This is a genomic window from Burkholderia sp. BCC0397, assembly GCF_902832865.1.
GTDB lineage: Bacteria > Pseudomonadota > Gammaproteobacteria > Burkholderiales > Burkholderiaceae > Burkholderia.
In genome coordinates, this window is sequence record NZ_CADFDL010000014.1 from 1 (window position 1) to 14,080 (window position 14,080).

Genomic DNA, 14,080 nt, shown 5'->3' on the forward strand with positions numbered 1-14,080 from the left:
TCCATCAAGCGCCCACACTTATCGGCTGTTAATTTTTAAAGAGCATTTCTGCGAGGAACCTGAAGTTTCTCAGCAGCGCTGCGTTTTCAGCAGCAGAGAAGCGAAATTATGAACCGTGTTTCGCAGATCGTCAACAACTTTTTACACTACATCGTTGCGACTGCGGGGCTCAACTTCCGTACCGCCAAGGCTCGCTACCACCGAACCCCAACAGCACCGCTTCCCTTCCCCCGCGCCGCGTTTCCGTTAGCGCGAAAGAGGCGTGATTCTAAGCACCCGCCCCCGTCCGCGCAAGCCCTTTATGAAGAAAGTTTGAAAAAGCCACCGTGCGCTGCCGCGCACGGTGGCTTTTGAAGAACCGGGCGAAGCAATCGCCCCGATGACCGATACAGATCAGTCACCGGATACCGACCGCGGCACCGACCGATCAGCGGTGCTTGAACACAGGCTTCCGCTTCTCGACGAATGCCGCCATCCCTTCCTTCTGGTCTTCGGTTGCGAACAGCGAATGGAACAACCGGCGCTCGAAGTGGACGCCTTCAGCCAGCGTCGTCTCGTACGCGCGGTTCACCGACTCCTTGACCATCATGACCGCCGGCAGCGAAAACTCGGCGATCGTCGTCGCGGCGGCAATCGCCTCGTCGAGCAGCTTGTCGGCCGGCAGCACGCGCGATACGAGGCCGGCACGCTCGGCCTCGGCGGCGTCCATGAAGCGCGCGGTCAGGCACATGTCCATTGCCTTCGCCTTCGATACCGCGCGCGGCAAACGCTGCGTGCCGCCCGCACCCGGCATGACGCCCAGCTTGATTTCCGGCTGGCCGAACTTGGCCGTGTCCGCCGCGAAGATGATGTCGCACATCATCGCAAGTTCGCAGCCACCGCCCAGCGCAAAGCCCGAAACCGCAGCAATGATCGGTTTGCGGATCTCGCGGACCGTCTCCCAGTTACGCGTGATGTAGTCGCCCCGATAGGCATCCATATAGGAGTAGGTCGCCATCATGCCGATGTCCGCGCCGGCCGCGAACGCCTTCTCGCTCCCGGTCACGACGATCGCGCCAATATCGTCGTCCGCATCGAACGCCTTCAGCGCAGCGCCCAGCTCGTCCATCAGCGCATCGTTCAGCGCATTCAGCGCCTTCGGACGGTTCAGCGTCACCAGACCGACACGCCCCCGGGTCTCCACCAGGATGTTCTCGTAAGCCATCTATTTCTCCTCGATCAATGAAATGAGAAACGCCTCGCACATGCGAATACTTTGATGCTACCATTCTCCGACCAACCGGTCGGTTAATTAATCGATCCAATCCCTCTCAACGTTCATCAGGCCGCCGCCATGACCCATGCCCTGTTCACGAAGCACGAAGACACGCTGAAACACGCACTCGCCGCCATCGAGAGCCGCGGGTACTGGAGCCCGTTCGCCGAAATGCCGAGCCCCAAAGTGTACGGGGAAAGCGCAAGCGCGGACGGTGAGGCCGCGTTCAAGTCGCACCTCGACAAGATCTTCGTGCTCGACCAGCCGGCGTCCGGTGAAACGGTCGGCGCCGAGCGCTCGCCGTACGGCATCGCACTGGGCATCCGGTATCCGAAATCGACGCCCGACGCACTGATCGCTGCCGCAGCCGCCGCGCAACGCACGTGGCGCGAAGCCGGCCCGAGCGCGTGGGTCGGCGTCAGCCTCGAAATCCTTGCGCGCCTGAACCGTGCAAGCTTCGAAATTGCCTACAGCGTGATGCACACCACGGGGCAAGCCTTCATGATGGCGTTCCAGGCCGGCGGCCCGCACGCGCAGGACCGCGCCCTCGAGGCGGTCGCCTATGCGTGGGACGAGCTGCGCCGCATCCCTGCCGATGCGCACTGGGAAAAGCCGCAAGGCAAGAACCCGCCGCTCGCGATGCACAAGCGCTATACGATCGTGCCGCGCGGCACGGGCCTCGTGCTCGGCTGCTGCACGTTCCCGACCTGGAACGGCTACCCGGGCCTGTTCGCCGATCTGGCAACGGGTAATGCCGTGATCGTCAAACCGCACCCGGGTGCGATCCTGCCGCTCGCCATCACGGTGCGAATCGCCCGCGACGTGCTGCGCGAAGCCGGGTTCGATCCGAACGTCGTCACGCTCCTCGCGACCGAACCCAACGACGGCGCCCTCGTCCAGGATCTCGCGCTGCGCCCCGAGATCAAATTGATCGACTTCACCGGCAGCACGCAGAACGGCACGTGGCTCGAACGCCATGCCCACCAGGCGCAGGTCTACACCGAGAAAGCCGGCGTCAACCAGATCGTGATCGACTCGACCGACGACCTGAAGGCAGCCGCCAAGAACATCGCGTTCTCGCTGGCACTGTACTCCGGCCAGATGTGCACGGCACCGCAGAACATCTACGTGCCACGCGACGGCATCCGGACGGCCGACGGCCATGCGAGCTTCGACGAAGTCGCGCAAGCGATCGCGGTTGCCGTGCAAAAGCTCACCGGCGACCCGGCACGCTCGGTCGAACTGATCGGCGCGATCCAGAACGACGGCGTGACCGCGCGCATCGACGACGCGCGCAAGCTCGGCCGCGTGCTCGCGGACAGCGTGACCCTCCAGCATCCCGCCTTCCCCGATGCGCGCGTGCGCACGCCGCTCGTGCTGCAACTCGACGTGGCCGACCGCGAGAAATTCACGCAGGAGTGGTTCGGCCCGATCTCGTTCGTGATCGCAACCGACTCGACCGCGCAGTCGCTCGATCTGGCCGGTGAAATCGCCGCCGAGCATGGCGCGCTGACCCTCTCCGTCTACAGCACCGACGACGCAATCGTCGACGCCGCGCACGACGCGGCGGTGCGTGGCGGCGTCGCGCTGTCGATCAACCTGACGGGCGGCGTATTCGTCAACCAGTCGGCCGCGTTCTCCGACTTCCACGGCACGGGCGCGAACCCGGCAGCCAACGCCGCGCTGGCCGACCCGGCATTCGTCGCCAACCGGTTCCGCGTGGTGCAAAGCCGCGTCCATGTTGCCCCGAAGGCGGTACCTGCGGAAGCTGGCCAGACGGCATAACCCGAATGGCCGACGTGCAAACGCCGCCATGTTCTCTACCATGAACGAATCCGCCACCCGGCGGGTTCGTCACTCACCGATACGCTCATGACAGACGCCTACATCTGCGACGCGATTCGCACTCCCATCGGCCGCTACGGCGGCGCCCTGAAAGATGTCCGTGCCGACGACCTCGGCGCGGTGCCGCTCAAGGCGCTGATCGAGCGCAACCGCGACGTCGACTGGGCGGCGATCGACGACGTGATCTACGGTTGCGCGAACCAGGCCGGCGAGGACAACCGCAACGTCGCGCGCATGTCGGCGCTGCTGGCGGGCCTGCCCACTGCCGTGCCGGGTACGACGCTGAACCGGCTGTGCGGCTCCGGAATGGATGCGGTCGGCACGGCCGCGCGCGCGATCAGGGCAGGTGAAGCGCGCCTGATGATCGCAGGCGGCGTCGAGAGCATGACGCGCGCGCCGTTCGTGATGGGCAAGGCCGCGAGCGCGTTCGCGCGTCAGGCCGACATCTACGACACGACGATCGGCTGGCGCTTCATCAATCCGCTGATGAAGCAGCTGTATGGCGTCGATTCGATGCCGGAGACGGCCGAGAACGTCGCGGTCGACTACGACATCAGCCGCGCGGATCAGGACCTGTTCGCGCTGCGCAGCCAGCAGAAAGCCGCGCGGGCGCAGCAGGACGGCACGCTCGCTGAAGAAATCGTCGCGGTCACGATTGCGCAGAAGAAGGGTGATCCGGTGGTCGTGTCGCGCGACGAGCATCCGCGCGAAACGTCGCTCGAAGCGCTCGCGAAGCTGAAGGGCGTCGTGCGCCCGGACGGCTCGGTCACGGCAGGCAACGCGTCGGGCGTCAACGACGGCGCCTGCGCGCTGCTGCTCGCCAATGCGCAGGCGGCCGACCAGTATGGCCTGCGCCGCCGCGCGCGCGTCGTCGGCATGGCGACCGCCGGCGTCGAGCCGCGCGTGATGGGCATCGGTCCCGCGCCGGCGACGCAGAAACTGCTGCACCAGCTCGGCATGCGCATCGACCAGTTCGACGTGATCGAACTGAACGAGGCGTTCGCGTCGCAAGGTCTCGCGGTGCTGCGCATGCTCGGTGTCGCCGACGACGATCCGCGCGTGAACCCGAACGGCGGTGCGATCGCGCTCGGCCACCCGCTCGGCGCATCAGGCGCGCGGCTCGTCACCACGGCGCTCCATCAACTCGAGCGTACCGGCGGCCGCTTCGCGCTCTGTACGATGTGCATCGGCGTCGGCCAGGGCATCGCGCTCGCGATCGAACGCGTGTAACCGACGCGACGCGCGCCTATAACGAAGTCATGAAGGAGATACTGCATGTCCTATCAGGCGATCCAGCTGGATATCGATCAGGCCGCGCGCGTGGCCACGATCACGCTCAACCGCCCCGACAAGCTGAACAGCTTCACGCGGGCGATGCATCGCGAACTGCAGTCGGCGCTCGATGAAGTCGAGGCGGCCGGGGCACGCTCGCTGATTCTGACGGGTGCGGGGCGCGGCTTTTGCGCGGGCCAGGACCTGGCCGACCTCGACTTCACGCCAGGCGCGTCCACCGACCTCGGCACGCTGATCGACGAGCATTTCAATCCGCTGATCCGCCGCCTGCAGCGTCTGCCGATTCCGGTGATCGCCGCCGTCAACGGCACGGCGGCCGGTGCCGGCGCGAATCTCGCACTCGCGTGCGACCTCGTGTTCGCCGCCCGCTCGAGCAGCTTCATCCAGGCCTTCGTCAAGATCGGACTCGTACCCGACTCGGGCGGCACGTGGTTCCTGCCACAACGCGTCGGCATGGCGCGCGCGCTGGGGCTCGCGCTGACCGGCGACAAGCTCGGCGCCGAACAGGCCGAACAGTGGGGCCTGATCTGGCGTGCGGTCGACGACGACGCGCTCGTCGCGACGGCCCGCCAGCTCGCCATCCAGCTCGCGCAGCAGCCGACGCTCGCCATCGCATCGATCAAGCAGTCGATGCGAGACAGCGTCACGAACACGCTCGATCAGCAGCTCGACCTGGAGCGCGACCTGCAGCGCAAGCTCGGTCAGTCGGACGACTATGCGGAAGGTGTGCAGGCCTTCATCGAGAAGCGCGCGCCGCGCTTCGAGGGGCGTTGACATGACGAACGCCACCGCCACGCTCGACCCCGATTCGCTCGCCCGCGCCACCGCGCAGGCCATGTACGGCGCCGATGCCTGCAGTCGCGCGTTCGGCATGGAAATCGCCGAAGTCCGCGCCGGCTACGCCCGCCTGCAGATGCGCGTGCGGCCCGAATTCCTGAACGGGCACCAGACCTGTCACGGCGGGATCATCTTCACGCTCGCCGATTCGACGTTCGCGTTCGCGTGCAACTCGTACAACCTGAATACGGTCGCAGCCGGCTGCTCGATCGAATTCCTGCGCCCCGTGCACGGTAGCGACGTGCTGACGGCCGAGGCGATCGAACAGGCGCGTGCCGGCCGCCAAGGCATCTACGACATCCGCGTCACGAACCAGACAGGCGACACGGTCGCGATGTTTCGCGGCAAATCCGCCCAGATCAAGGGCACGGTCATCCCGGAAGACCGCTGACGTCGACGGCTCGCCCATAACAAACACTGGAGACATGCATGACTACCCCGCTACCGCTCGAGCCGATCGAGACCGCCTCACGCGACGAGCTGACCGCGCTGCAGCTCGAACGCCTCAAGTGGTCGCTCCGGCACGCGTATGACCACTCGCCCGTCTATCGCAGCAAGTTCGACGAAGCGGGCGTGCATCCGGACGACCTGAAGACGCTCGCCGACTTGTCGCGCTTTCCGTTCACGACCAAGGGCGACCTGCGCGACAGCTATCCGTTCGGGATGTTCGCGGTGCCGCAGGACCAGATCTCGCGCATCCACGCGTCGTCGGGCACGACCGGCAAGCCGACCGTCGTCGGCTATACGGCCGCCGACATCGACACGTGGGCGAATCTCGTCGCACGCTCGATCCGCGCCGCCGGTGCGCGCCGCGGCGACAAGGTCCACATCAGCTACGGCTACGGGCTGTTTACGGGCGGGCTCGGCGCGCACTACGGCGCCGAACGCGCAGGGCTGACCGTGATCCCGTTCGGCGGCGGCCAGACCGAAAAGCAGGTACAGCTGATCCAGGATTTCCGGCCCGACATCATCATGGTCACGCCGAGCTACATGCTGTCGATCGCCGACGAGATCGAGCGCCAGGGCCTCGCCCCTGCGGAGAGTTCGCTGCGCATCGGCATCTTCGGCGCGGAGCCGTGGACCAACGACATGCGCGTCGCGATCGAACAGCGGATGGGCATCGACGCGGTCGACATATATGGGCTATCCGAAGTGATGGGCCCGGGCGTCGCGTCCGAATGCGTCGAGACCAAGGACGGCCCGACCATCTGGGAAGACCACTTCTATCCGGAAATCATCGATCCCGAAACCGGCGAAGTGCTGCCGGACGGCGAACTCGGCGAGCTCGTGTTCACGTCGCTGACGAAGGAAGCGCTGCCGATCATCCGCTACCGCACCCGCGACCTCACGCGCCTGCTGCCGGGCACCGCCCGAACGATGCGCCGGATGGAAAAGATCACCGGCCGGTCGGACGACATGATGATCGTGCGGGGCGTTAACGTGTTCCCGACGCAAATCGAGGAACAGTTGCTCAAGCAGCGCGCGCTCGCGCCGCACTATCAGATCGTGCTGACGAAGGAAGGCCCGCTCGACGTGCTGACGCTCAACGTCGAGCCGTGCCCGGAGACCGCGCCCGATACCGCGGCGATCCAGGCGGCAAAACAGGCGCTCGCGTACGACATCAAGTCGCTGATCGGTGTGACGGCCGTGATCAACGTGCTGCCCGTGAACGGCATCGAGCGCTCGGTCGGCAAGGCGCGCCGCGTCGTCGACAAGCGCAAGGGCTGAGGTTACTCGCCGCGCAAGCGATGGGCGCGGACTTCGCGTACTCGCCAGGCGCACGCCGCGCAGCGGCGAATCCGTGCCCGTAAATGAAACAGCCCGGTCGGCCAACGCCGATCGGGCTGTCTTGTTCGGGCGCATCGTTCGACGCGACGCGCGCAGCATTACGCAAACCTAAATCGCATGGGCACCCCGGCGATCAAACCGGCACGCGCCCCGCACACGAGACACACCACGAATCCCGCGTCTCATGCGCTGGCCGCCATCCGGCCAGCCCGCGCCGCCCCCAATCACGAATTCGGGAACAGCAGCCACATCCGGCCGACCTGCTTCATCCGGCCGGCCTGGTCGCCGGCGTCGTCGCCGAGTCCCCAGAAATAGTCTGCCCGTACGCCGCCCTTGATCGCCGAGCCCGTATCCTGCGCGAACACGAGCCGGTTCATCGGCGTATTCGTCAGCGGACGCGTGGTCTGCAGGAACACCGGCGTGCCGAGCGGGATCGATGACGGATCGACCGCGATCGAGCGCTCCGGCGTCAGCGGCACGCCGAGCGCGCCGATCGGACCGTCCGCGCCGCCATGCGGCGCATCTTCCTTGGTCGGCATGTCGCGGAAGAACACGAAGCGCGGGTTCGTGTCGAGCAGCGCGTCGACGCGCGTCGGGTTCGCCTTCGCCCACGCCTTGATGCCCTGCATCGTCGCCTGCGCGGGCGTCAGCTCGCCGCGATCGAGCAGCCACTTGCCGATCGAACGGTACGGCTGGTTGTTGGTGCCGCCGAAGCCGACCCGCATCACCGAGCCGTCGTCGAGCAGCACGCGACCCGAGCCCTGCACCTGCAGGAAGAATGCCTCGATCGGATCGTCGACCCACACGAGCTCGTTGCCGTTCAGGATGCCGGCGCGCTCGAGCTGCGCGCGCGCCGGCAGCGCGGCACCCGCGCGATAGCCGGCCGGCCAGCGATAGAGCGCGTACTGATACGGGCCGCGGCGCGCGCGCGAACCGTGCAGCAGCGGCTCGTAATAGCCGGTCACGAGCCCGTCGAGCGTACCGTCGGTGTTCGCGAGCTGGAACGGCGTGAAATACGTTTCGAAGAAGGCGCGTGCGCTGCTGACGTCGAGCTCGTCCAGCCGGTCGGCGGCCGCGCAAGCGCGCGCCCAGGCCGGCTGGCGCGCGAGCCGCGCGCAGTTCTGCCGCAGCGCGGCCGTCGCGCCGATCAGCGAATCGTCCTGCCAACCCGGCACCTGCTGCCACGCGACCGGCGTGAGCCGCTTCGCGGCGACCTGCCCCGGCACGACCGCCGCACCGGTCGGCGGCTTCAGCGCGGAGGTTCGCGTCGGCGCACCGCCGCACGCAGCGAGCAGCGCCGCCGCCGCGGCTGCGGCCATCCACCCGGCCAGCCGGGGCCCAAACCACATACAATGTCCGTTCTTGATGGAAACCGCCATGTCAGATTTTCTCGACCAATATCCGATGCTCATCTTCGCGCTCGAAGCCTTCGTCGCGCTTGCCCTGCTGATCTTCATCGTCGTGTGGACGTCGTCGGGCAGAAAGAAGCAGGCCCGCCACAACGACCGCCAGCCGCGCTGACGCGCGCCGCACGCTCAATGCAGCGTGCGCGGCATGTGCAGGGCGAACTCGTCGACCGGCGCCTCGAAACGCTCTCCGTCCTCCGCCACGCAGAAGTACGCACCGCGCATCGTGCCGACCGGCGTCGCGATCACGGCCCAGCTCGTGTATTCGAAATGCTCGCCCGGCTGCAGCAGCGGCTGGTGCCCGACGACGCCGAGCCCCTTCACTTCCTGCACGTGGCTCTCGCTGTCCGTGATGATCCAGTGACGCGCGATCAGCTGCGCCGCGACCTGTCCCGTGTTGCGAATGGTCAGCGTGTACGCGAATGCGTATTGACGGTGATCGGGGTCGGATTGTTCCGGCAAGTAGCTGGTTTTCACCGAAACGGTGAACTGATACTGACTCATGGTGTGTCCGCTGTAGGTAACTGCGCGCCGACTCGCGCGGCCGGGCCGCGGGCGCGCCGCATTGGTTCGGCATTCTATGCGCAATCGGGCCGCAACCGCACGGCCTGCCGCCGCGCACCGGGTCGCCGGACGGTAGAATGACGGTTTTGCGCCGCAACGTCCCCCGCTCCCCTGTCATGACTCAATTCCGCATCGCTCCCAGCATCCTGTCGGCCGACTTTGCACGGCTCGGCGAAGAAGTCCGCAACGTGGTCGCCGCCGGCGCCGACTGGATTCACTTCGACGTGATGGACAACCATTATGTGCCGAACCTCACGATCGGCCCGCTCGTCTGCGAGGCGATCCGCCCGCACGTGCAGGTGCCGATCGACGTGCACCTGATGGTGCGCCCGGTCGACCGGATCGTGCCCGATTTCGCGAAGGCCGGCGCGAACCTGATCAGCTTCCACCCGGAAGGCTCGGACCACATCGACCGCACGCTGTCGCTGATCCGCGATCACGGCTGCAAGGCCGGCCTCGTGTTCAATCCGGCCACGCCGCTGAACTACCTCGACCACGTGATGGATCGCCTCGACTTGGTGCTGCTGATGTCGGTGAACCCCGGCTTCGGCGGCCAGTCGTTCATTCCGGAAACGCTGAACAAGCTGCGCGAGGCGCGCGCCCGCATCGACGCGTACGTCGAACGCACCGGCCGCGAGATCCTGCTCGAAGTCGACGGCGGCGTGAAGGCCGACAACATCGCGGAAATCGCGGCGGCCGGCGCCGATACGTTCGTCGCCGGTTCGGCGATCTTCGGCAAGCCCGACTACCGCAAGGTGATCGACGAGATGCGCGCGGCGCTCGCCACCGTCGAGCGGAGCTGACGCCGTGGCCGACTCGTCGTTCGCCGGCCACGCGCCGGCCGGGGCCGCCACGGACGCGGCCGCGATCCGCTTTGCCGCGCCGCGCATCGATGCCGCGCTGATCGACCTCGACGGCACGATGGTCGACACGGCCGACGATTTCACGGCCGGCCTGAACGGGATGCTCGCGCAGCTCGGCGCGCCGGCCACGTCGCGCGACGAAGTGATCGGCTACGTCGGCAAGGGCTCCGAACACCTGATCCAGAGCGTACTGAAACCGCGCTTCCCGGCCGACGAAGCGCACGCGCGCTTCGACGACGCACTGGCGATCTACCAGACCGAATACGCGAAGATCAACGGGCGCCATACGCGCCTCTATCCGGACGTGGCAGCCGGGCTCGACGCACTGCGCGCGGCCGGCATCCGGCTCGCGTGCGTGACGAACAAGCCGCACCGCTTCGCGGTCGAGCTGCTCGAACAATACGGGCTGGCCGGCTGCTTCGGCATCGTGCTGGGCGGCGACAGCGTCGCGCGCAAGAAGCCCGATCCGCTGCCGATGCTCGCGGCCTGCGACGCGCTCGGCGTCGCGCCGGACGCCGCGGTCGCAATCGGCGACTCGGAAAACGACGCGCTGGCAGGCCGCGCGGCCGGGATGGCGACGCTGACGGTGCCGTACGGCTACAACCATAGCAAAGCTATACAAACGATAAATTCGGATGGTATAGTCGATTCGTTGCTGGTCGCAGCCCGCGCGATCACCGCGCACAACGCCGGCCGGCTAACCCTCTGATTATTTCTTCCATCCGCATGTTTCTGAATAAAAAACGGAGTCTGAGCAGCATCGACCGGGGAGCCTGGCCCTGGCGTCGCTGGTCGCGCTAACCTCTTCGATGAGGTACGCTGAAGCACGTCTTCAGCGCCGTTTTTTATCTCGCTGCGCATCCGCGCGCCGATCGTCGCACCACCTCGAGTTCCACCGTGTCCGAACGCTTGCGTTCAGGGTCGGCCGCAGGCTCGCGACGTTCACGCCCGGAGTGCCGGCCGGCAACAGGCACTTCTCGATCGACCGCCCTTTCGCCGACGGCCACCCGCGCAGCGTCAAATGATCCCTGGCGCCCGCGCCGCTCGTCCCGAACAGGACCGGAACATGACCGAACTCGAATTCCAATCGCTCGCGAACGAAGGCTACAACCGCATCCCGCTGATCGCGGAAGCGCTCGCCGATCTCGAAACGCCGCTGTCCCTCTATCTGAAGCTGGCCCAGCCCGAACGCGCGGGCGCCAACTCGTTCCTGCTCGAATCGGTGGTCGGCGGCGAACGCTTCGGCCGCTACTCGTTCATCGGCCTGCCCGCCCGCACGCTCGTCCGCACCCGCAACGGCGTGTCGGAAGTGGTGCGCGACGGCCAGGTCGTCGAGACGCACGACGGCGATCCGTTCCAGTTCATCGAATCGTTCCAGGCGCGCTTCAAGGTCGCGCAGCGCCCGGGCCTGCCGCGTTTCTGCGGCGGCCTCGCCGGCTACTTCGGCTACGACGCGGTGCGCTACATCGAGAAGAAGCTCGCGAACACCGCGCCGCGCGACGATCTCGGGCTGCCCGACATCCAGTTGCTGCTGACCGAGGAAGTCGCGGTGATCGACAACCTCGCCGGCAAGCTCTACCTGATCATCTATGCGGACCCGGGCCAGCCCGAAGCGTATGCGAAGGCGAAACATCGCCTGCGCGAACTGAAGCAGCGCCTGCGCACGACCGTGCAGCCGCCCGTGACATCGGCGAGCGTGCGCACCGAGACGTTCCGCGAATTCAAGAAGGACGACTATCTGGCCGCCGTGCGCCAGGCGAAGGAATACATCGCGGCCGGCGAGCTGATGCAGATCCAGGTCGGCCAGCGGCTGACGAAGCCGTACCGCGACAATCCGCTGTCGCTGTATCGCGCGCTGCGTTCGCTGAATCCGTCGCCGTACATGTATTACTACAATTTCGGCGATTTCCACGTGGTCGGCGCATCGCCGGAAATCCTGGTGCGCCAGGAAAAGCGCGGCGACGACCAGATCGTCACGATCCGCCCGCTGGCCGGCACGCGCCCGCGCGGCAACACGCCCGAGCGCGACGCGGAACTCGCGACCGAGCTGCTGAACGATCCGAAGGAAATCGCCGAGCACGTGATGCTGATCGACCTCGCGCGCAACGACGTCGGCCGCATCGCGGAAATCGGCTCGGTGCAGGTGACCGACAAGATGGTGATCGAGAAGTACTCGCACGTGCAGCACATCGTCAGCTCGGTCGAGGGCAAGCTGAAGCCGGGCATGACGAACTACGACGTGCTGCGCGCGACGTTCCCGGCCGGCACGCTGTCCGGTGCGCCGAAGGTGCGCGCGATGGAACTGATCGACGAGCTCGAGCCGGTCAAGCGCGGGCTGTACGGCGGTGCGGTCGGCTACCTGTCGTTCTCGGGCGAGATGGATCTCGCGATCGCGATCCGCACGGGCCTGATCCACAACGGCAACCTGTACGTGCAAGCGGCGGCCGGCGTCGTCGCGGATTCGGTGCCCGAATCCGAATGGCAAGAGACCGAGAACAAGGCGCGCGCGGTGCTGCGTGCGGCCGAACAGGTCCAGGACGGCCTCGATAGCGACTTCTGACCGGAGACTGACCATGCTGCTCATGATCGACAACTACGACTCGTTTACCTACAACCTGGTCCAGTACTTCGGCGAACTCGGCGAGGACGTGCGCACCTACCGCAACGACGAAATCACGCTCGACGACATCGCGCGCCTGAACCCCGACACCCTCTGCCTGTCGCCGGGCCCGAGCAATCCGCAACATGCGGGCATCACGCTCGACGTGCTGCGCGAATTCGCGGGCAAGAAGCCGATCCTCGGCGTCTGCCTCGGCCATCAGGCGATCGGCGAAGCGTTCGGCGGCCGCGTCGTGCGCGCGAAGACCATCATGCACGGCAAAGTGAGCCGGATCGAAACCGACTGCCGCGGCGTGTTCGCCGACCTGCCGAAGCATTTCGACGTGACGCGCTACCACTCGCTCGCGATCGAGCGCGAATCGCTGCCGGACTGCCTCGAGGTGTCCGCGTGGACCGACGACGGCGAGATCATGGGCGTGCGCCACAAGACGCTGCCGATCGAAGGCGTGCAGTTCCACCCGGAATCGATCCTGTCCGAGCACGGCCATGCGCTGCTCGAGAATTTCCTGAAACAGAACCGCGCCGCGGCCCATGCGGCCGCGCCGGCTGCCTGACGGGAGACGCACGATGACGATTACCCCGCAGGAAGCGCTGCAACGCACGATCGAGCACCGCGAAATCTTCCACGACGAAATGCTGCACCTGATGCGGCTGATCATGCGCGGCGACCTGTCGCCCGTGATGGCGGCCGCGATCATCACCGGGCTGCGCGTGAAGAAGGAGACGATCGGCGAGATCGCCGCCGCCGCGACCGTGATGCGCGAATTCGCGAACCACGTCGAGGTGCAGGACAACTCGAATTTCGTCGACATCGTCGGCACCGGCGGCGACGGCTCGCACACGTTCAACATCTCGACCGCGTCGATGTTCGTCACGGCGGCCGCGGGCGCGAAGGTCGCGAAGCACGGCAACCGCGGCGTGTCGAGCAAGTCCGGCAGCGCCGACGTGCTCGAGGCGCTCGGCGTGAACATCGACCTGCAGTCGGACCAGGTCGCCGCTTCGATCGCCGAAACCGGCATGGGCTTCATGTTCGCGCCGAACCATCACCCGGCGATGAAGAACATCGCGGCCGTGCGCCGCGAGCTCGGCGTGCGCACGATCTTCAACATCCTCGGCCCGCTGACCAATCCGGCCGGCGCGCCGAACCAGCTGATGGGCGTGTTCCACGCCGACCTCGTCGGCATCCAGGTGCGCGTGATGCAGCGCCTCGGCGCGCAGCACGTGCTCGTCGTGTACGGCAAGGACGGGATGGACGAGGTGTCGCTCGGCGCCGCGACGCTCGTCGGCGAATTGCGCGACGGCAAGGTGCACGAATACGAGATCCATCCGGAGGACTTCGGCCTGCAGATGGTGTCGAACCGCACGCTGAAGGTGGAAAATGCCGACGAATCGCGCACGATGCTGCTCGGCGCGCTGGACAACCAGCCGGGCGTCGCGCGCGAGATCGTCACGCTGAACGCGGGCACCGCGCTCTACGCGGCCAATATCGCCGAGTCGATCGCGGACGGCATCCAGCTCGCCCGCGAAGCGATCGCGAGCGGCAAGGCCCGCGCGAAGGTCGACGAGCTCGTGCGCTTCACGCAGCAGTTCAAGCGCTGACCCTCTTACGA

At 66.6% G+C, this 14,080-nt stretch carries 14 protein-coding genes; 11 read left to right on the top strand and 3 right to left on the bottom strand.

Annotation, left to right across the window (positions count from 1 at the left end; translation table 11 throughout):
* Positions 1 to 427 precede the first annotated feature (427 nt).
* Entirely contained in the window at positions 428 to 1,204 is a 777-nt protein-coding gene (locus HWX03_RS29795; protein ID WP_027783444.1) for an enoyl-CoA hydratase, read from the bottom strand.
* Between the two features lie 129 nt (positions 1,205 to 1,333).
* Between HWX03_RS29795 and paaN the strand changes: the two genes are divergently transcribed.
* The 5 genes from paaN (at position 1,334) to paaK (ending at position 6,958) form a co-directional block, all read left to right on the top strand.
* Positions 1,334 to 3,040: a phenylacetic acid degradation protein PaaN gene (gene paaN, locus HWX03_RS29800; RefSeq protein WP_175873749.1), complete on the top strand. Its 1,707-nt coding sequence runs from the start codon at positions 1,334 to 1,336 to the stop codon at positions 3,038 to 3,040.
* 87 nt (positions 3,041 to 3,127) lie between these two features.
* A complete protein-coding gene (pcaF, locus tag HWX03_RS29805; protein ID WP_175873750.1) occupies positions 3,128 to 4,330 on the top strand; it encodes a 3-oxoadipyl-CoA thiolase in 1,203 nt (400 codons plus the stop codon).
* Positions 4,331 to 4,375: 45 nt separating this feature from the next.
* Complete coding sequence (paaG, locus tag HWX03_RS29810) at positions 4,376 to 5,167, top strand: 2-(1,2-epoxy-1,2-dihydrophenyl)acetyl-CoA isomerase PaaG (protein WP_175873751.1); 792 nt, start codon at positions 4,376 to 4,378, stop codon at positions 5,165 to 5,167.
* Between the two features lies 1 nt (position 5,168).
* Positions 5,169 to 5,621 carry a hydroxyphenylacetyl-CoA thioesterase PaaI gene (paaI, locus tag HWX03_RS29815; protein ID WP_175873752.1) on the top strand — a complete coding sequence of 151 codons (453 nt, stop codon included), beginning with the start codon at positions 5,169 to 5,171 and terminating at the stop codon, positions 5,619 to 5,621.
* Positions 5,622 to 5,659: 38 nt separating this feature from the next.
* Complete coding sequence (gene paaK / locus HWX03_RS29820) at positions 5,660 to 6,958, top strand: phenylacetate--CoA ligase PaaK (protein WP_175824037.1); 1,299 nt, start codon at positions 5,660 to 5,662, stop codon at positions 6,956 to 6,958.
* A 284-nt stretch (positions 6,959 to 7,242) separates the two neighbouring features.
* Here paaK and HWX03_RS29825 read toward each other — a convergent pair whose 3' ends face one another.
* Positions 7,243 to 8,367 (bottom strand): MltA domain-containing protein, encoded by a 1,125-nt coding sequence (locus HWX03_RS29825; RefSeq protein WP_244132819.1) that lies wholly within the window; start codon positions 8,365 to 8,367, stop codon positions 7,243 to 7,245.
* Between the two features lie 28 nt (positions 8,368 to 8,395).
* On the opposite strand from HWX03_RS29825, the gene HWX03_RS37095 reads away from it, so the two are divergent.
* Positions 8,396 to 8,539, top strand: a complete 144-nt coding sequence (locus HWX03_RS37095; protein ID WP_006482075.1) for a hypothetical protein — start codon at positions 8,396 to 8,398, stop codon at positions 8,537 to 8,539.
* A 14-nt stretch (positions 8,540 to 8,553) separates the two neighbouring features.
* Here the strand turns inward: HWX03_RS37095 and apaG are convergent, their stop codons facing one another.
* Positions 8,554 to 8,928, bottom strand: coding sequence for a Co2+/Mg2+ efflux protein ApaG (gene apaG, locus HWX03_RS29830; RefSeq protein WP_006477037.1), 375 nt, complete (start codon positions 8,926 to 8,928; stop codon positions 8,554 to 8,556).
* 176 nt (positions 8,929 to 9,104) lie between these two features.
* On the opposite strand from apaG, the gene rpe reads away from it, so the two are divergent.
* The 5 genes from rpe (at position 9,105) to trpD (ending at position 14,069) form a co-directional block, all read left to right on the top strand.
* Entirely contained in the window at positions 9,105 to 9,791 is a 687-nt protein-coding gene (rpe, locus tag HWX03_RS29835; protein ID WP_175873754.1) for a ribulose-phosphate 3-epimerase, read from the top strand.
* A 4-nt stretch (positions 9,792 to 9,795) separates the two neighbouring features.
* Positions 9,796 to 10,560: a phosphoglycolate phosphatase gene (locus HWX03_RS29840; protein WP_175873755.1), complete on the top strand. Its 765-nt coding sequence runs from the start codon at positions 9,796 to 9,798 to the stop codon at positions 10,558 to 10,560.
* A 357-nt stretch (positions 10,561 to 10,917) separates the two neighbouring features.
* The gene (gene trpE, locus HWX03_RS29845; RefSeq protein ID WP_050013049.1) at positions 10,918 to 12,411 is read left to right on the top strand and encodes an anthranilate synthase component I; all 1,494 of its coding nucleotides are present in this window, start codon (positions 10,918 to 10,920) and stop codon (positions 12,409 to 12,411) included.
* Between the two features lie 13 nt (positions 12,412 to 12,424).
* On the top strand, positions 12,425 to 13,024 hold the full coding sequence (locus HWX03_RS29850) for an aminodeoxychorismate/anthranilate synthase component II (RefSeq protein WP_175873756.1): 600 nt from the start codon (positions 12,425 to 12,427) through the stop codon (positions 13,022 to 13,024).
* Positions 13,025 to 13,037: 13 nt separating this feature from the next.
* Positions 13,038 to 14,069, top strand: coding sequence for an anthranilate phosphoribosyltransferase (trpD, locus tag HWX03_RS29855; protein WP_050013172.1), 1,032 nt, complete (start codon positions 13,038 to 13,040; stop codon positions 14,067 to 14,069).
* Positions 14,070 to 14,080: the final 11 nt, after the last annotated feature.

Coding starts and splice junctions, on each gene's coding strand:
- HWX03_RS29795 (WP_027783444.1), bottom strand. CDS start 1,204: ATGGCTTACGAGAACATCCTGGTGGAGACCCGGGGGCGTGTCGGTCTG.
- paaN (WP_175873749.1), top strand. CDS start 1,334: ATGACCCATGCCCTGTTCACGAAGCACGAAGACACGCTGAAACACGCA.
- pcaF (WP_175873750.1), top strand. CDS start 3,128: ATGACAGACGCCTACATCTGCGACGCGATTCGCACTCCCATCGGCCGC.
- paaG (WP_175873751.1), top strand. CDS start 4,376: ATGTCCTATCAGGCGATCCAGCTGGATATCGATCAGGCCGCGCGCGTG.
- paaI (WP_175873752.1), top strand. CDS start 5,169: ATGACGAACGCCACCGCCACGCTCGACCCCGATTCGCTCGCCCGCGCC.
- paaK (WP_175824037.1), top strand. CDS start 5,660: ATGACTACCCCGCTACCGCTCGAGCCGATCGAGACCGCCTCACGCGAC.
- HWX03_RS29825 (WP_244132819.1), bottom strand. CDS start 8,367: ATGTGGTTTGGGCCCCGGCTGGCCGGGTGGATGGCCGCAGCCGCGGCG.
- HWX03_RS37095 (WP_006482075.1), top strand. CDS start 8,396: ATGTCAGATTTTCTCGACCAATATCCGATGCTCATCTTCGCGCTCGAA.
- apaG (WP_006477037.1), bottom strand. CDS start 8,928: ATGAGTCAGTATCAGTTCACCGTTTCGGTGAAAACCAGCTACTTGCCG.
- rpe (WP_175873754.1), top strand. CDS start 9,105: ATGACTCAATTCCGCATCGCTCCCAGCATCCTGTCGGCCGACTTTGCA.
- trpE (WP_050013049.1), top strand. CDS start 10,918: ATGACCGAACTCGAATTCCAATCGCTCGCGAACGAAGGCTACAACCGC.
- HWX03_RS29850 (WP_175873756.1), top strand. CDS start 12,425: ATGCTGCTCATGATCGACAACTACGACTCGTTTACCTACAACCTGGTC.
- trpD (WP_050013172.1), top strand. CDS start 13,038: ATGACGATTACCCCGCAGGAAGCGCTGCAACGCACGATCGAGCACCGC.